This window comes from Cnuibacter physcomitrellae (assembly GCF_014640535.1).
GTDB lineage: Bacteria > Actinomycetota > Actinomycetes > Actinomycetales > Microbacteriaceae > Cnuibacter > Cnuibacter physcomitrellae.
On the sequence record NZ_BMHD01000004.1, the window covers coordinates 34,000 to 50,667 of the forward strand.

At 66.4% G+C, this 16,668-nt stretch carries 16 protein-coding genes and 3 pseudogenes; 6 read left to right on the forward strand and 13 right to left on the reverse strand.

Annotated features, from left to right (window positions below; genetic code table 11):
* Positions 1 to 315: 315 nt before the first annotated feature.
* The 4 genes from IEX69_RS21130 to IEX69_RS20520 all read right to left on the reverse strand — a co-directional run bounded on the left by IEX69_RS21130 (position 316) and on the right by IEX69_RS20520 (position 3,020).
* Positions 316 to 441: a hypothetical protein gene (locus tag IEX69_RS21130; RefSeq protein ID WP_268235445.1), complete on the reverse strand. Its 126-nt coding sequence runs from the start codon at positions 439 to 441 to the stop codon at positions 316 to 318.
* A complete protein-coding gene (locus IEX69_RS20510) occupies positions 438 to 983 on the reverse strand; it encodes a hypothetical protein (RefSeq protein WP_085021927.1) in 546 nt (181 codons plus the stop codon). Before IEX69_RS20510 ends, IEX69_RS21130 begins: the two co-directional genes overlap by 4 nt.
* 64 nt (positions 984 to 1,047) lie before the next feature.
* Positions 1,048 to 2,544, reverse strand: coding sequence for a ParB/RepB/Spo0J family partition protein (locus IEX69_RS20515; protein WP_157127546.1), 1,497 nt, complete (start codon positions 2,542 to 2,544; stop codon positions 1,048 to 1,050).
* A gap of 92 nt (positions 2,545 to 2,636) precedes the next feature.
* A complete protein-coding gene (locus IEX69_RS20520) occupies positions 2,637 to 3,020 on the reverse strand; it encodes a DUF3846 domain-containing protein (protein WP_085021929.1) in 384 nt (127 codons plus the stop codon).
* 383 nt (positions 3,021 to 3,403) lie between these two features.
* On the opposite strand from IEX69_RS20520, the gene IEX69_RS20525 reads away from it, so the two are divergent.
* Positions 3,404 to 3,730, forward strand: a complete 327-nt coding sequence (locus IEX69_RS20525) for a hypothetical protein (protein WP_085021930.1) — start codon at positions 3,404 to 3,406, stop codon at positions 3,728 to 3,730.
* 96 nt (positions 3,731 to 3,826) lie between these two features.
* Here the strand turns inward: IEX69_RS20525 and IEX69_RS20530 are convergent, their stop codons facing one another.
* The gene (locus tag IEX69_RS20530) at positions 3,827 to 4,732 is read right to left on the reverse strand and encodes an ArdC-like ssDNA-binding domain-containing protein (protein WP_188761009.1); all 906 of its coding nucleotides are present in this window, start codon (positions 4,730 to 4,732) and stop codon (positions 3,827 to 3,829) included.
* A gap of 594 nt (positions 4,733 to 5,326) precedes the next feature.
* Here IEX69_RS20530 and IEX69_RS20535 point away from each other — a divergent pair.
* Together IEX69_RS20535 and IEX69_RS20540 are read left to right on the forward strand one after the other, a co-directional pair.
* Complete coding sequence (locus tag IEX69_RS20535; RefSeq protein ID WP_188761011.1) at positions 5,327 to 5,497, forward strand: hypothetical protein; 171 nt, start codon at positions 5,327 to 5,329, stop codon at positions 5,495 to 5,497.
* Positions 5,498 to 5,810: 313 nt separating this feature from the next.
* Positions 5,811 to 6,050 carry a hypothetical protein gene (locus tag IEX69_RS20540; RefSeq protein WP_085021863.1) on the forward strand — a complete coding sequence of 80 codons (240 nt, stop codon included), beginning with the start codon at positions 5,811 to 5,813 and terminating at the stop codon, positions 6,048 to 6,050.
* A 7-nt stretch (positions 6,051 to 6,057) separates the two neighbouring features.
* Here IEX69_RS20540 and IEX69_RS20545 read toward each other — a convergent pair whose 3' ends face one another.
* Entirely contained in the window at positions 6,058 to 6,252 is a 195-nt protein-coding gene (locus IEX69_RS20545; RefSeq protein WP_085021864.1) for a hypothetical protein, read from the reverse strand.
* A gap of 94 nt (positions 6,253 to 6,346) precedes the next feature.
* On the opposite strand from IEX69_RS20545, the pseudogene IEX69_RS21240 reads away from it, so the two are divergent.
* A pseudogene (locus IEX69_RS21240) lies at positions 6,347 to 6,526 on the forward strand (hypothetical protein); the annotation flags it as partial.
* A 1,061-nt stretch (positions 6,527 to 7,587) separates the two neighbouring features.
* Here the strand turns inward: IEX69_RS21240 and IEX69_RS21035 are convergent.
* Positions 7,588 to 7,755 (reverse strand): annotated as a pseudogene (locus IEX69_RS21035) (IS3-like element ISTesp3 family transposase); the annotation flags it as partial.
* On the opposite strand from IEX69_RS21035, the pseudogene IEX69_RS21245 reads away from it, so the two are divergent.
* Both IEX69_RS21245 and IEX69_RS20555 read left to right on the forward strand, forming a co-directional pair.
* Positions 7,747 to 7,887, forward strand: a pseudogene (locus IEX69_RS21245) (DDE-type integrase/transposase/recombinase); the annotation flags it as partial. The pseudogenes IEX69_RS21035 and IEX69_RS21245 overlap by 9 nt on opposite strands.
* Before the next feature lie 62 nt (positions 7,888 to 7,949).
* Complete coding sequence (locus IEX69_RS20555; RefSeq protein ID WP_157127530.1) at positions 7,950 to 8,144, forward strand: hypothetical protein; 195 nt, start codon at positions 7,950 to 7,952, stop codon at positions 8,142 to 8,144.
* On the opposite strand, the gene IEX69_RS20560 is transcribed toward IEX69_RS20555, so the two are convergent.
* The 6 genes from IEX69_RS20560 to IEX69_RS20585 form a co-directional block, all read right to left on the reverse strand.
* Positions 8,129 to 8,461 carry a DUF7882 family protein gene (locus tag IEX69_RS20560; RefSeq protein WP_085021866.1) on the reverse strand — a complete coding sequence of 111 codons (333 nt, stop codon included), beginning with the start codon at positions 8,459 to 8,461 and terminating at the stop codon, positions 8,129 to 8,131. The genes IEX69_RS20555 and IEX69_RS20560 overlap by 16 nt on opposite strands.
* Before the next feature lie 575 nt (positions 8,462 to 9,036).
* Positions 9,037 to 11,667: a carbohydrate-binding protein gene (locus tag IEX69_RS20565; RefSeq protein ID WP_085021867.1), complete on the reverse strand. Its 2,631-nt coding sequence runs from the start codon at positions 11,665 to 11,667 to the stop codon at positions 9,037 to 9,039.
* Positions 11,668 to 11,765: 98 nt separating this feature from the next.
* Positions 11,766 to 13,427, reverse strand: a complete 1,662-nt coding sequence (locus IEX69_RS20570; protein WP_085021868.1) for a hypothetical protein — start codon at positions 13,425 to 13,427, stop codon at positions 11,766 to 11,768.
* A 43-nt stretch (positions 13,428 to 13,470) separates the two neighbouring features.
* Positions 13,471 to 14,751, reverse strand: coding sequence for an ABC transporter substrate-binding protein (locus IEX69_RS20575; protein WP_085021869.1), 1,281 nt, complete (start codon positions 14,749 to 14,751; stop codon positions 13,471 to 13,473).
* 43 nt (positions 14,752 to 14,794) lie between these two features.
* Entirely contained in the window at positions 14,795 to 15,730 is a 936-nt protein-coding gene (locus IEX69_RS20580; RefSeq protein WP_085021870.1) for a carbohydrate ABC transporter permease, read from the reverse strand.
* Complete coding sequence (locus IEX69_RS20585) at positions 15,730 to 16,668, reverse strand: carbohydrate ABC transporter permease (RefSeq protein ID WP_085021871.1); 939 nt, start codon at positions 16,666 to 16,668, stop codon at positions 15,730 to 15,732. The genes IEX69_RS20580 and IEX69_RS20585 overlap by 1 nt, the downstream gene beginning before the upstream one ends.

Consider the following 16,668-nt stretch of genomic DNA (forward strand, 5'->3'; position numbering starts at 1 on the left):
GCCGGAGCCTGTCAAGCGACGCTCCCGCCCCCACCCGCCTGCACGAGTGTTGGACCGCAGGTGCGGAGCACCTTCCCGAACCATGCACCCATCGGGGCGAGGCGCGGCGCTTGACAGGCGGAGAGCGGCCGGAAGTACGATCCACCCTTCGATGCACCGGACACCCCACCGGCGCCCGGCCCCTGCAGCCGACCACACGACCGGCGACCCGTCCCGTTCTGCCGTGACCGGAGGGCGCGGACGCCTGGGGTGGTCGGAGGGGCCGGCGAGAGCCCCTCCGGGCCGGCCCCGGGGTGGGGCCGGCCGCCGCCACTCTTACGGCAGGACGGACCTGCACAGCAGCACCACGAGCAGCAGCCCACCCAGCACGGCCAACGCCAGGACCACGCCCCGACCGGCCTGGGGCCGGGCGCGGGTGTGGGGGAGCGGCTGGCCGCTCACGACGCCGCTCCCTCCGCGTCGCGGAGCTGGCCGAGCAGGTGGCGGATGCCCTGCTCGTACCCGAGGACGATCGCGTAGGCGATCGACACCGGGTCCGCTCCGGGGGCGTAGTTGACGGCTCCCGGCTTGCCATCTGGTTCGAGGTAGCAGCCATCGCACACGTACTCGAACACGTCCGCATAGGTAGCCAGGTCCGACTCCTCGGACCCGGACTCGATCGCATCGGCGCGGATCACGTCGAGCTGGCCGGTGATCGTTTCGGGGATCTCGACCTCTGCGAGGATGAGCCACCCTCGGACCCGTTCGAGGTCGGATGCCTCTCCGACATCGCCCACCCAGCCGCGTGCCTGCCCGTCGGTCATCCACCACATGCGGGGATCGTCCGACACGGGCGGCGGTGCGGTGAGCAGGCCACGCTCGCGCATCTCCTCGGTGATCGCTTCGAGTCGGTCCTGGTCGCCGACGAGTTCGTTGAGCACGAGCTGGTGAAGCTTGCCCAGCTCGTTGTCGGTGCGGTCCTTCACCTGGTCATCGATCGCCATGGTGCTTCTCCTTTCGATTAGTGGGGGGTGGGGCAGCGTGTAGCTGCCCCACCCCCTTGCCGGATCAGGCCGCGACGGCCTCAGCGGACTCGGACTCGGACTCGACGTCGACCGCCTCGGCGGGCGTATCCACGTCCGCGCTGGTGGGCTCGGGGTCGGGCTGATAGCCCGCCGCGATCCGCTCCACGGGGGACAGGTGGTAGCCCCACGTCTCCAACTGGCGCAGGTACGCCGCGTGCTCCGCGCGCGGGTGCCGCCACGACTCCCTGCTCGTCGCGTGCTCCCGCGCGGACAACGCCACGGCGAGGGAGACATAGGCGGCGCGGGTCGGGGTCTTCTCCACCTGTCCGGCCATGGCTTCCCGGTTGTTGTAGCCGGTGATGCCGAGCAGGTCGCCCGCGATCCCGTCGTTGTCGTTGCTGAGGTCCCAGCGGTGCCGCGTCATCGTGACCGCGACGAACGACCCCACACCGGTCGGGAGCTTCTTCCGGCTCAGCAGGGACTTGAGCCAGTCGATGCGGACGGTGGTCGCGGTGTTCCACGCCTTGTTGTTCGCGATCAGAGTCCGTCGCTCCTGACGCTTCGCTTCTGCCTCCGCCTCGGCACGGGCCTCGGCTTCCTCGGGGGTCAGCTCCGGCTCATCCGCCGCGGCGCGGGCGGCGGTGTTGTAGTTGCGGTAGATGGAGCGGTGCAGCTCCTTGCGGGTGCAGTACGCGGTGACCTGCACGTCGCTCTCATCGAGCCCGTAGACCTCGACTCGCACGACGTGCCCGAGGCAGGCCTTGTGGGCCTCCGGGTCAAGGGCGGGGCGCTCGTCCGCGTCCTCGTCGGCGTCGGTAAGGCGACCCAGCTCGGTCATGGTCGACCAGTCGTAGCGCCGCACGACGGTCAGCCCCTCGGCCTCGTACTGGGCGATGAGTTCGGCCTGGCGGACGCGGATCACGTGCTCGTCGCGCTGCTCCTGGGCGACGAACTCCAGGTCCTCGTCGTCGCAGTCAGTGACCGCCGAGATAGCGTCCTCATCACCCTCGAACTCCGCGATCAGCAACAGCCGGTCCAGGCTGTACGTCCTGTATCCGGCGTACTCGGTGGCCTTGGCCGACTTCGCCACGGTCAGCGCGCCGGTCACGTGCTCCGCGGTCTGGCCCGCCGTCTTGGCGATCTTCTCCACGCTGATGCCATCCAGGGCCAGCTGCTCGTAGGCGGCGATCCGGTCGGTGAGGGCCAGGTCGGCGCGGGCGAAGGTGCGCAGCTGATCCTGGATGCGCCCCGTCTCGGTGCCGGTGGCGTCTTCCAGACCGAACACGGCGAGCATGGAGGTCACGCCCGCCTCACGGGCAGCGAGGAGGCGACGCTGGCCGTCGTACACGTACACGGTGCCGTCTGGGGTGCGGCGGGCCAGGACGGGCTCCCGGACGCCCTCGGCGCGGATCGACTCGACGAACTCGGGCGGCAGGATGACCTGGGTGCGGATGTTGGGGTCCAGTTCGACCTGGTTCGGGTCGATCTGCTCGATGCTCACCACGGGGGCGGCAGCGGTGGGGGTAGTGGTCTTGGCCACGATGAATCTCCTTCAGATAGGGTGTTTCGTAGTGGTCAGGGACCGAAGCATTACGACTGTTTCGGTCCCTGACCTTTTGGGTACTGCGGGGGTTAGACGAAGCTGGCGGCGGCGAGGTCCGCGGTGGGGCTTGAGTGCAGCCACCACTGGACGACGGCGAGAGCCTGGTCCTGGGACAGGGACGCGATATCCCCGTCCTCAGTCGAGGCCAGGAACACCCCCGCCCCATGGATCGGCGTCTGCTGCGGCACCGACTGACGGACCACGGCGGTGAGCATCGGGTTCGGGTCCTGTCGGTACAGACCCTCCTCGTCCACCCACACGGTGACGCCGTGGTGGACGTCGACCGTCTCGACCACGTCGCAGCCGATCAGCCGATAGAGCGCGGCGAGGCGGTCGTGCACGTCCTCAGCGGCGAACTCCACGATGTGGATTGACCCCTCCGCGTCGATCTTCACGCCCAGATAGCTGGTCATCTGTTGTCCTTTCTCTTCCCCTTGTTGTTTTGCCTGGAAGGCGGTTTACCGCCGCTAGGGACTGGGCGGGGCGCGCAACCCGAAGGGCGGTGGAGGAGAGAATTTCGGCGCGAAATAAGGCCACGCAGTGGCCGCGTGCCGAAAATCTCGGGGGGGCCGGCCGCGCAGCGGCTTGCGCCCACCGGACTCGCCCGGATGCTGCCGAAGGCTTCCAGGCAAAACGACAAGCCACCCCCTCGGGGTGGCGCCTCAGCGCCGGCCTCTGGCCGGCTCCGCTCAGTGAGACAGCGGACGCCGGCGGCGGCCGGGCCTCATCCCGTCCTGCCGCCGGCACCGGGCGGCCTGATCTTTCCCGTGTCGGGGGCGGGAGCTACCGTGGGTGCATGGACGAGGACTACAGGCGCTACCCCGGAGCGGTCAGCGACGGCCTCTACCGAGGCCTGCGGATCGCTGGGTTTGTCGGACTCGTCGTCCTCGCCGCGGGGAGCGTGCTGCAGCTGGCGCTCAACGGCGCCGGGATCGAGACCTCAGGCTGGGCGATGGCGCCGCAGTGGATCGGCACCACCCTGTTCGTGACCACCTCGATCATCCAGAGCATCGACGACCGGCAGCGCTACAAGGCCATGCTCGAGGCCGAGCACACGGCTGCTGCGGCCGCGCGAGCTCGGCGAAACCCGCTGCGTTTCCTGGTCCCGGGCCGGTCTCGGTAGACCCACCACACCGCGCCCCACGGCGGTCTGGTGGGGAGCACGAGGGGCACCGCGCCCTCGTGGCCGGCCCCCGGGGTGGGGCCGGCCGACACCACCTCACTCCTCGCTGAGCTTTTCCTTGGGTGCGGGGTTGAGAATGTCGTGGATCTGGTGCGCGACCCGCAGCACCACCGCGGCGGTCGACCGGATCAGAGCAGAATCCGCGTCGGCCCATCCCGCGATGTAGCCGATCGAGTAGGCGGCGGTGTCCAGACCGAGCATGCCCGCCACGACATAGGCGACCGACTCGGCTTCAGTCTCGGCGCGGCCGCGGTGCTCGGCGTAGTCGTCGAGATCCTCGACGTGCCCGGCGAGAATGTGCGCCGTCTCATGAATCAGGGTCTTGGCAGCCTGCGCGGGGGAGAGGTCCGCCCGGATCGCGACCGACCGGTCCGAGGGCCGGGCGTATCCGTTCTTCCGGCCTGGCATCGGCTCACGCTTCACGCTCCAGCCCTCCCGCTCGAGGTGCCCCGTCAAGGCGGCGATGATGCCGTGATCGTCGGTGCCCTCGATCCGCTGGGTGAGCTCACCAGCTGCGGCAAGCTCCGCGTCGACGACATCGGTCTGGGAGACGTCGAACACGGACAGGATCGGGAACCGCGGCGACCTGGTCTCTTCCTCCTCCCCGTCGTCGTTCAGACGGGTTCCCTTTTTGGTCGAGTAGCCGATGATCCGCAAGCCCCGTTCACCCTTCCGCACCGCTCGTCCCAAGGTCAGCCACTTCCGGAACCCCGCCACCTGAGACGCCTCCGGGCACTGCTGCAGCAGGAGTAGAACGTTGGACAGGGAGTAGGTGTGGAACGCGGACGAGAACGCCAGGAACCGCTCCCACGCGCCGGTGTCGCGCAGCTGCTCGACCTGCATCGCGATCTGCTCGTGCAATGCTTCCGCCTGCTGCTTGCGCTCCTCCACACTCACGCGCGGCCGTGTCGTCTTCCGGGCCTTCGTTGCTGTGGTGACCATCAGATCCTCCCTCTCTTCCCCCTCGTTGTTTGCCGGGGAGGCACGAATGTGCCGAGCAGGGACGGGAACCGGAGCGCCACCCGGAGGGCGGCGGGGGAGAGAATCTCGGCGCGAAATAAGGCCGCGCAGTGGCCGCGTGTCGAGAATCTCGGCGGAGCCGGCCGCGCAGCGGCTTGCGCACTGGCGCCCGGCCCGTACGATGCCGAAGGCTCCCCGGCAAACGACGAGCCACCCCACGGGTGGCGACACAGCGCCGGCCCCCAGGCCGGCTCGACCCAGACCGGACCGGCCGCCGCCGCGGCCGGTCCGCTTCGGGTGTGCAGGATGCGGGCCGCCGGTCGTTCCCGAGTACCAGACGGCCCGCGCCGCCATCTTCCCAGAACACCGCTGAGGACTCATCGACGGATCGGCGTCACGATTCGCCGCGAATCGCGTCTCTCTCAGTGAAGGCCACGGCTTCCCGACCCCCACCTGGGCGGCCGTGGCCTTCGCCCCGCCTCCAGCGGGGGTCGCCGTAACGGTTCGGCACCACTTCCCGAAGGAGCACGCCGCCTGGATATCTACCAGCTACCCTCGATGACGGGGGTCACAGTCATGAGCGAAACCATCACCACCGCAACAGGCACCGCACCCATCACCCGTATTGAACCCGCCGTCGAGCAGACCGCCAAGGGCGGCACGTGGGAGGTCGTCGTGCTCGGCAGCGCCTGCGCGATCACCGTCCTCGCCGCACTGGCCTCCTTCTGCACTCTCGGCGTGCAGTAGACGGCACGGTCGGTCCGCATCCGGGATCTCTGAGCGTGTCACGGCCCCGGCCGTGAGTGCTTCCAGCTATCCCCGATCCGCCCCTCTCCTGGCATGACGGAGGCGCTCTGCGGACTCGCTATAGATGAGCCTTCAGACCCTAGTCCCCGGGCGCTGCAGGGGCTACGGTGGTGCACGCACGCGCATCAGCTGTCCCCCCACAGAGCGCGTGTATGCGCCCCGCTGGCTTCCCCCGAGCCGCGGGGCGCCCTCGCTACTCAGCTCAACCTGGTGTCAGGCTCCAGTGTCGTCCGTTCTCGGTAGCGTGACGATCATGGCCGACGACATCCGCACCATCGCCGCCCGGCTCCTGGGAGCCCTCGATGATCCGAACGCGCCGCACCTGGTCATGGTCACCGACCCCGAGCTCGTGCCAGGTTTCTGCGACTTCTACGGGCCCTATCCGAGCGCGATGGCCGCCGCAAACGCGATAGATGATGTGCGGGCCACCATCGACCCAAGGGGCAACTGGACGTACACCGTGCACCGCCTCGAAGCACCCCCGACCCCGTAGCACCCGGTCAGCGCCCCTCAGGCTGCACCGGGGGCAGGGTGCGGCCGATCTGATTCCCGTTCCGGTCGAGGAGGAGACGTCGCCCGTCGGTGAGTTGAACGCGCATCTGCTTCACGGCATGGATGACGTAGACGTGGGCGAGCTGGTCGCCGTAGATCGCGCGGGCGCAATCCCAATAGGGCTGATTGTTGTGGCTAATCACAGGGTTCCCCTTCCCCGGGTTCGAGCCACTGTACGAGAAAGCTTGACCACACACTCGTAGCAAGGCGGCGGCGGGCTAGAGTCCACGCAAACGGATGGGAGGGTGCAGAGTGGCGCGTAAACCGCGAGTGCACGAGATCGCGGCTGAGTTCGGCCTGGATTCCAAGACGACCCTGCGGGCGCTACGAGAACTTGGGCAGTACCCGAAGGGGCCCAGCAGCTCGATCGAGCCGCCCGTAGCTCGACGCCTCCGACAAGCCCTCACCGCAGCCGGCCATTCATCTCCCTTCCCCGGACTCGACGGAGACGGTGCCGAGCGGGCCAAGACACTCATCGACGCGCTGCCTCGACGGATGCCGAACCTCATTGATTTCCTACTTCACGACCACGGCTCGGGGGCAATGACCAGCATCCTTGCTCGCGCCGCTGCGGACCGATGGTTCTTCTTCGCGCCTGGACGCGCACATTCGGCCCTCTACGGTCACGCGAGCACGCTTGACCGGTTCCGGTTGACGGACCTGTTGGCCCCGACAGGTCTGGCACTCATCGAACGCCCCAACTCCCACCTGCTGCTCGGCTGGGTGACCGATCCTGGCATGCTTTCCCTGGCGTCAGCAGACTTCTCCACGACGAGCGGCCGCCTCTCGGTCACTCAGACGCAGACGCACAGCGCCGCCATCGACGAAGCGAGTTCGGTCATACTCTCGCCCAACACCGCGCTCTCGACGCTGGGCTCACTGAGCTCGGTGATCCCTGACCGTGCGTCTGGGTCCTCCGTAGCACGCACTGCATCGCACGACCGGGTCACGGAGGCTCGTATCGTCGACAACGAGGAGACGCGCGTGATCTACGCCACCCGCTCGACACTCGGTAAGGCGGCGCAAAGAACGACCGGAACCAGTGCGTCTCCACGCGCCGGCCGTTGGGAGGTGCGGGGCCACTGGAGAAACCAGTGGCACCCATCCGTGCAGGATCACGAGCGAATCTGGATCGCCGAACACACTGCCGGCGCCGCTGAAGGGTCTGTCAGCAGACGCGATCGCGTCTACCTGTTGTCGCCGCGCGCCTCGAGCACGAGCCGCACGAACGAGACAGACGCGCTCTAGCGTGAGCGGGGGACGGTCGCTCTCCTGCCCACGGAAGCGGCGCCCTTCACCGGCCTCATCCACCTCGTCTGCTCGGCGCATAAACCTGTCGCACTCCGGGCTCCCAGTCGGGCGGTCGGTCCGTGGAGGCGTCGATGAGGGACCACCCTTCGGGCACTCGGGGGCCGGCGGCTTCTTCGGGAGTCTCTGCGGTCCTACCGTCGACGGTGAATCCCATGGTGAGCCCGTCGACGCATGTGGTCGGCGACTTGCCAGCCCGCGAGCTTCCGGGAGCCGAGATCGATGCAGGACGCGAGGTAGAGGTTCGTGCCGTCGGCGATAGGCAGGTAGGTGATGTCGCCCACGTAGCAGCGGCCGGGGTCGCCGACGGAGAAGTCCCGTCCGATCAGCGTACCGAACTCGTCGAAGGCGCCCTCCGTACCGCGCACCGCGACCGCGGGTCGCTGGTCGGCGCGATCTTCCACTCCGACCACGGCAGCGTCTACACCTCGAAGGCCTACGCCGCGCTCTGCGAGCAGCTGGGCGTGACCCCGCTCCACACCTGACAGCAGCCGCCCGGCCGGCGGCCCGGGGCTGCGGGATAATGCGGCTCATGAGGTGGCCGTGGCAGCGACGACGCCCACCCCGGCTGCCGTCGCCGGCGCCGCCCGACGACCCCTACCGTGCGTATCTGGTGTGGGTCGAGGCGGGCAAGCCCGCCATGCAATGGCCAATCGTCGCGTCCGCTCCTGCGGACGACGACGCTCCCGAGGATCCCGTCGGCGGGACGGGTCAGTACCGGCCCTGATCGGTCGAGCCGGTGTCCCGCGGGTCGGGTTCGTCGATGAGGTGCAGGTCGCCGCTGGCGGCGATCGCGGTCAGTTCGTGGATCCACTGCCGGTTCAACGACGGGCGCCGGCCGCCGTAGAAGGCGAACTCGAGCGGGATCGCGGGCGAGATCCAGATGGTGCCGCGGCCGCTGCCCTCGCTGGAGGCCTTCTCCCAGGAGAACGCGAACGACTCCCCGCGCCGCAGCTTGGACAGCATCACGATCTGCAAGTGGGCCAGCTCACGGTCCTCGATCTCGATGTCGCGCTGATGCGGCCCGTACAACAGCTTTCCCATGCCCACATCGTCCCAGACATCCCGATCATTGGCGCAAGAACCTAGGGTGGCGTCACGCAGCTCCCCGCTTCTTCTTGGACGATAGGGCGGGGAGCTGCGGCCGCCTATAGCCGGTCCAGGCAAAGCAGGGACGCACAGCACGCGAAACGCTGATGACCAGGATTGAGCAAGAAACGTATAAGCAGCTTCACCGGCACAAGGTACGAGAGGGGCAGGATTCGCACGACCGCACCCCTCCGTTCGCCGCTGGGAGCGCACATAATCGACCATGGACACCTCACGGATGGCGGCAGACCTTCTGCGCGAAGCCATCGCGGCAGGTCAGGCCGCGCGTGAGATCACGCCATAAGACGACGTGCCAGCTATCCGGTCCGCCATTCGGCGTCTCGCACGAACACAAGGCGTAAGACTTCGGACCGGACTCGTCGACAACACTGTGCTCGCAGTGGTGCTCGTCGACGCTGCTCTCTGGCATGAGCCGGAACGAGTCATGCGAGCCAAACTCTCTCCCCCACCGCGCCTCGATAGGCGACTCTGATACGCGACGTTATGTGAAGCCCACTGGCCAAGCAGTCCTACTGTCGCCACACCTCGACCTGGTCGAGTGACGCCCAGTTATTCGCCGACCCCTTCGAATACATCCCGACCGTCAACTGCCCGTTCGTCACGACGACTCCACTTACGCTCAATCTCCGCCAGTTCGGATGACCGAGTGCGGGAAGGTCTGACTTCAATTCGGGCACACCCGCGCCATAGTTCTTCACCGAGAGGAATGCGGCGCTCTGACCCCCTCCTCCTTCGCCCCATGCCGTGACGGTGTATGTGCCGTTCGGCAGTGCGATGGTCTGATCGGTGAAAACCTCGAATGCGGCTGCCTTGTAATGCGTCAGCCGCTTGGTGCCCTCGAACGCGTTCGTCTCGGTGAAGTCGGCATCCGCACTGGCGCCTGACGCCCCACCCCAGGTTCCCCACGAGGCGGGGCTCTGTGTCGGAGGGTTCGCTTCGAACCCACGGTTCGGAACCGCGACGTCAGAGATGGCACCGTACACCGGCTGTGGCGCAGCGCCGAGACGCAGGTAGTCGAGCTGCACATAGCCGCCACCTGTCGCCGGTTTCGACAGCTTGATGGTGTTCGATCCCGCGGCGAGCGTCACGGGCACGGTAACGACGTTTCGAGAGAATTGACCCCACGCCTCTGTCCTTGGAAATGGCACAGTGGCTTTCGTCGCTCCGTTCACGGCGAGAGCGAGGCTGCTGAGGCCACCAGAACCATTGGCTTGGACGATCTCGGCACGGTACTCGCCGGCCGCCGGTGCCGTCACGGTGAACTGCACGAAGTCTCCAGGGTCGTCGATACCCCCGACGTACGCCCCACCTGAAGCGGTCGCGCCGGTCAAGATCTCCGCGCCGCCTCGAGAGCTGGATTCCGCCTCGTAGAGGGTCGTCGAGGGTTGGCTGATCTGCACTACCTCGATGTTGTCGATGGCGGCAAACCCGGTCGGGCCGGGCGGCAGATACAGGCCCACCTCGCTGGTAGTCGACGTCGCCGTGAACTCGATCGACCGGTTCACCCACTGATAGTTAGGCGAGCCGTAGGTCGCGACAACGGAAGCGTATAGCGGTGAGGAACCTGAGTTCACAGTCAGCCGCGCATTCTGATTCGCTTGGACAAAAGCGCTGACCCGATAACTCGCTCCGACCTGCAGACCGCGAACTGTGGTCGTCAGTTTGGCCTCGGGCACTTCCGCGTCGGTGACGATCGTTCCCTTCCACGCTCCCGACTGGGCGGTTCCGTTGGCCTCTGCGTACACGTTGGGCGTGCCGGGGTCGGCGCCGGGCGTCCAGGCGGTCCATCCCGCAAGGGTTCCGCGCTCGAAGTCGGCGTTGTCGATGAGAACGGTCTTCTCGGGCTGGATGGTCTGGGCGTTCACGTAGAAGTTTGTGGCATCCTGCGATCCACCTCGCGCGACGATCTGTGCTGCGGCGTTGTCACGGTAAAGGGCGGCGAGGGAGTCCCACGACTGGCTGCGAGGGTAGTCGTTCTTGATGTATGGCGGGAACCCGGTGACGGCATCGTTGATGTAGCGACCCGCCCCGTTTTGGTAGATGCGGTCCTTGAACTCCTGAGGTGTGCCGGCCATGCCCTTGATGATGCCCATCAGTCCCGCCACTCCGGAGGCCGTGCAGTCGGCGTCGTTGCCTATCAGCGATGCGATCTTGAGGGTGGTGAGGTAGTCATTGTCGCCATACAGGATCGCTATAAGCAGCGATCCGTTGTTTCGATCGGGGATGGCCTGTTGGTTGTCCTGTCCGTAGACATTCCGCACGAACGACATGAGCTCGCCTTGGGCCCACCGCCAGTCGGTGGAGTTCTGTTGATGGAGCGCGGTCACCTTCTGATAGATCTGGTAAGGCCAGCCGTTTCGAGGGAGAGCCGCCGATGCCTGGGCCAGCACGTCGCGTACGTCGGTCGCGAAGTACGCCAGGGAGTACGTGGTGCCGTAGAACTCGGCCCAGGTGACGGAGTCCCATTCTGTGGTTACGGAAGCGAATTTGCCCGTCAAGTCGCGTGCGGTCGCGGGCATGCCCGGGGCCACCATTCCGAGGGTGTCGTTCTCAATGTAGGCCTCGGTCAGCCAGTAGAAGCGGTTGTACTCGGCTGAGCCGGTTGCAGGGGGGAGGTATCCCTGGTTGCGCATCAGCCCGTTCGCGAGTTCGCCGGGTCCCCAGTCGCCCACGTTGTGCGCTACCCATTCGTCTTTAATGTCCTGCGCTGTCGTGTCCGGGCCGTGCGCGGCGAGAATGTGTTGGTTGAAGAAGTCGATGTGGTAGTCGTCGTCACTGCCCACCTCGTTCGATGCAAAGTTTGGTGCCCCCACCCGGTCGTAGCCGGGGTATCCGTTTGGTGTCCAGCACGAGGCGGGGGCGTCGCCGGAGTATGGCCCGTATGCAGGACGGAAGCAGGTCTCATCGGTCATCGCCGTGGTCTGCTTGTACTCATAGCCGGTGACGACGCCACCGACCTGCCCCAGGATGCCCGCCAGGGTCTTGTCCAGATAGGTGGCCTTTGAGATGGTCAACGTCGCTGCCTCAGCTGAGCTGACAGGCACGGTCGCGACGATTGTGCCTGCGAGAAGAGCGCAGAGACCGGTTGCCGCCACTGCGCGACGTAGTCGATGAAATCCGGGGACGGGGGTCTTGCGCATGCGGGCTCTCCTTCGAGCTGATGCAAGGTGCCGCGACCGGCCGGTCGCGGCAGGAGGGAGCGTGGGGGCGGGTCGGCCCGCCCCCACGCCGGCGCATGTCAGGCGCGCGCCGTGACCGGCAGGAAGCGGTCAGCGTATTCGTGAGCGTCGGACACAATCTGCGCCACCCGCTCAGGTGCCTTGTCGAGCGTGTCCTCGACGATGCCGATGGTCGGGATGACTCCCTTCCGCACCGGCAGACGCCACGCCGACACGTACCCCGCCTCGTGCACGCCGGAGGAGCCGTGTGCCGGGTCGCCTAAATTGACGTGCCCGAACGAGCGGTTCGTACGATCGAAGAGTTCCGCGTCGGGAACGTCGTGGAACACTGGCACGTTGTCGTGATGTCCAGTCTGCACGAGAGGGGTGATGCCGCCGATCGCATCGAACCACGCCTCACCGGCTACGAGGTGGCCGGGGAGCTCGCTGTGGATCTCGTCGATCAGCGCTCGAAGGCCGGTTGTGGTGTCGCCGTTGGGGTCGTTCGCATGCATCGCGGTGATGTCGAGGAAGGTTGCATCGAACTCGAACCGGTGTTGCAGTGCCGCGATCTGCCCGACGAGGTGCGCACGCCAGGGCGCGAAGGCGGGGTTGATCAGGGCGCCGCTGTGGTCGTAGTGTCGGCTGGCGTCCCAGTCGACGGATCCCGCGTCCGTCAGTCCGCTCGGGCGCCTCAGCAGGCCGGGTTCGGCCCAACGCTCGAAACCGGGCACGTCGCGCGCCGCGACGTTGGCTCCGAACATAGGCATCACGTGTACGCCTAGGTCCCGCGCCTCGCTGACGAGCCGACGGAACGCGTCTTCACCGCCCATCACAGGGTCGACGTCGTAGCGCCCGTAGAAGCGGTAGTACCGCCCTTCCCAACCGGGCAGGTAGGCGAGGATGCGCGACCCGTCGATCTGCGACGCGACGCGGCGGATCTTCTGGAGCATACCGTCGTAGTCGTTGAAGACGCGGCCCGTGAAGTGCTGCCCGTGCAGCGTGAGCACGAGCGACTTCTGCCGGAGCCAATCGGGTACGTCCGCCCTGACTTCCCACGCCTCGGCGGGATACACGGCTTCGATGTGCTCGCGATGCGCGACGACTGTCGCCTCGGTAGCGGCGGGCGACGATGAGGTCTCGAGCACCCATGCGGGCGCCTCGAATAGTCGCGCCGGCGCGGTGGCCTCAGCCTCGACAATCAGCTCGATGTCCATCGTCGATGCCGCAGCGGCATCTCCGAAGTGCGGCACGAAGGCATACGTTTTGGGGCGCGGGCGATCGTCGAGCGAGCGCACGACGAGATCGCTGCCGCTCTGGCCGGTGATGACTGCATAAGGGCTCGCAAGGTCGAACCACCCGTTCGGGTAGCGGAGCAGCCGCCCTGCTGCGGGGATGTCGAGTGGCTCCTCGCGAACGCCGGTGATTTTCCCGACTGGCCGGTCATGAAGCGTGAGGCCGATCGAGCGCACCCCGTCGGCATGCTCGCCGGTCACGGCGATCATGACCCCCGCAGGGGTGGGCGTCACTGTGGCCGTGAGGGTGCCGGCACTGGTGCGCTGCCCACCCGCCCAGGTGAGGCGAGACGTGGTGATGCGCATCCCGCCGTCGGTGTCGGTTGTCGTGTCGACGCTCTGGGGGTCGACGCCGTAGACGTTGTCGAAGGTGTGCAGCCGGAAGCTGATGTCGCCAACGGATGTGTTGAAGCGCGGGTGCGGCCAGCGGAAGCTGAGGTCCATCATGCGAGGGGTCTCCTGATCAGGGTGTGGTGGGAAAGTGGGCGGGTCACTTCAGCCGCTCGTCCCACGCTGATTGCGTCGACTGGATGGCGCCGTCGCCCTGGCCGTCGATGACCCAAGAGCGAATGAACTGCAGGAACGGGCCGGTGGAGTCGATGAAGAGCGAGTTGTACTTCTCGGTCCTCGGCACCTGCGCCTCGGCAATGAGCTTGTTGGCGGTGACGCGGCGGGGATCGGCCGACGTGTTCGGGTTGTCGATCAGATCGGAGCGCACGACGAGCGATCCGGCCTTGGCCACGATGTCGGTCTGCACCTCATCGCTCATGCTCCACTCGATGAAGTCCCAGGCCGTGCCGGCGTTCTTCGCATTCGCAGGAATACCCACGATGTCGCCGCCCACGAACGACGCGGTTTTCCCGTCGACGCCAGGGATGGGGGTCACATCGAAGTCTGGCCCGTCGTCCGCTCCGTACAGACCGATGCCGAAGCTGCCGAGCGCGATCATGCCGATTTTGCCCGACTGGAAGGCGGTGATCCAGGTGGCGCCGGTTTCGTCCTGAGCCGAGCTCGGGATCAGCTTCTCCTCCCACATGGTCTGAAACAAGTTCATCGCGTCGGCGACGGCCGGGTCATCCAGAGTGGTGGCGGTGCCGTCCTCGTTCAGGATGTCGCCTCCGTTCGCCCAGATGAACGGGAGCGTCGTGTAGGCGTTGCACCCGGCGCAGTTGCCGGCGAAGTAGAAACCGTAGGTGTCGTTACCGAGTGCGGTGATTTTGCGTGCGGCGTCGAGGATCTCTTCCGATGTGGTGGGAGGAGAGGCTGGGTCCAGTCCGGCGGCCTCGAACAGCGTGGGGTTGTAGTAGAGCAGCGATACGTCGAGCTGGTGCGGGACCCCGTAGATCTGGCCGTCCTTGCTGGCGACGTCGACGGCTGCGGGAGCGAGCGCATCCCTGTAATCGAGAGCCTCCACTTTGTCGGTGATGTCGGTGAGCAGGTCCTGGTTCACGAGGGCCTGAGCGTTGGCGATGTCGACGACGGCGATGTCAGGGGAGTCGCCCGAACTCACTCCCTGGATGAACTTCTGCACGTACTGCGCATCGGGGATGGCTACGAGGGAGATTTCACGCTCGGGGTTCTGCGCGTTCCACTCTTTAACCATGGCCTCGTCGAGCGGGGCGTCTGCGGCACGCACCCAGAGGGTTGCCGGACCATTGCCGGCGTTGCCGTTGTCGGAGCCGGCATCGGGGGAGGAGCAGGCGGCGAGGCCTGTGATGAGCGCTGCGGCGAGGCCGGCCGCGACGATGCGGGAGGCGTTCTTCGGTTTCATGATTGCCTTTCGGGTGCGGGTGATGGGTGTGATGCGGGAGCGGTCAGCCCTTGACGGCGCCAGCTGTGAGGCCGGCGACGTAGTAGCGCTGAAGCAGAAGGAAGACGACGATGCAAGGCACAGCGGAGACGATGGCTCCGGCTTCGAGCACGCCCCAGTTGAGCGTGCCGAATGCCCCCGATTGCAGGTTCGCCAGCGCCACCGGCAGTGTGAAGGATTCCTGCTTCGTGGTGAAGATGAGTGCGGCGAGGAATTCATTCCAGGCGTTGAAGAAGGCGTAGATGGCGACGGTGGCGATGCCCGGCACCACCATCGGTGCCATCACCCGGGTGAGGGTCGTCCACACCGATGCGCCATCCATGATGGCCGCCTCATCGATGCCGAGCGGAATCGCTTGAAACGAAGCGCGCATGGTGAACACCCCGAAAGGGAGCACAAAGCTCGTGTAGACGAGGATGAGCCCGAAGACCGAGTTGGTGAGGTGCCCCGCGTTCAAAATGCTGTACAGCGCCGGGATGATTGACTGGAACGGGATCATGAGGGTGCTGAGCAGCACGATGAAGAGCACACCGCTTCCGCGGAACCGGAAGCGTGCGAAACCGTAGCCAGCCAGCACGCTGAGCACGGTGCCGAGGGCGACGGTACCGACCGCGGCAAGGGCGCTGTTGCCGACGTAGCCCCAAATGCCGGCGGAGGCCAGCGAGGTGTAGTTCTCGAGACTGAATTCTTCGGGCAGATAGGTGGGCGGCACTTGTGCGAACTCCGCCGAACTCTTGAACGAGCTGATGAACAGCCACAGCAGCGGCGAGGCGAAGAGCAGCGCTAGCAGTGCGGCGCAGATGTAGAACGTGGCACTGCGCCAGAAGCTGCGTGATGCTCCGGATGGGCGGCGTGGGCGCGGATGACGGCCTTCGGCGGCGACATCCGTTTCGATGCGTTCTTCGGCGAGTGCCAACGTGGGAGGAATGGTGGCGGTCATCAGTCGTTCGCCTTTCGGAGCACGCGGAACTGCACGATGGTGAGCAGGAGGAGCACGACCATGAGGATCACGGACAGCGCGGCGGAGTAGCCGAGATCGAAGTCAATGAAAGCGGCCCGGTAGATGAGATATACGACGGTCACGGTTGATCCGTCGGGCCCGCCCTGGGTGAGGATGAAGAACTGGTCGAAGGCGAGGTAACTGCTGATCACCGTGAGGATGAGCACCAGAGCGATGGTCGGTTTTAGGAGCGGGATAGTGATCGCGGAAAGCTTGCGCCACCAACCGGCGCCGTCGAGCTCGGCCGCCTCGTAGATGTCAGCGGAAATCGCGTTCATGCCCGACATCAAAAGCAGCATCGTGAGCCCGACGGTCTTCCACACCACCATGAGCACGACGATCGCGAAGGCGAGGCCAAAGTTACCGAACCACGAGATTGAGTCGTCGATCCAACCGAGGTCACCCAGGGCGGCGTTGATGACACCGATGCGACCGTCGAGGATCCAGAGGGTGATGTAGCTCGCGGTAGCGAAGCCGATCACAACCGGCACCACGAAGACTGTGCGGAACACTGGAGTGCCGCGACGCTTGCTCGTGACCAGGAGGGCAAGAGCGAACCCCACGACGAAAAGCACGGCGGTCACGACGACCGTGTACAGCGTGGTGAAGCCCAACGTTCGCCAGAAGCCCGGGTCGGCGACCGCGCGCTGATAGTTTTCGCCACCAATGAACGTCATCTTGCCGAGCAACGAGTAGTCGAAGAATGAGACCACCACCGTCCACACCGTGGGAGCGACGAACAGCACCGCCACGAGCGCGATCGCCGGGAGTACGAAGTAGAGGCCGGCGCGGTTGCGGCGTCGGAGCGGTGAGCGACTCCGGCCACGAGTCCGACTCGCGGTCGGCCGCTCGGGGCCGGTCAGGGGCATCGTTGCCAT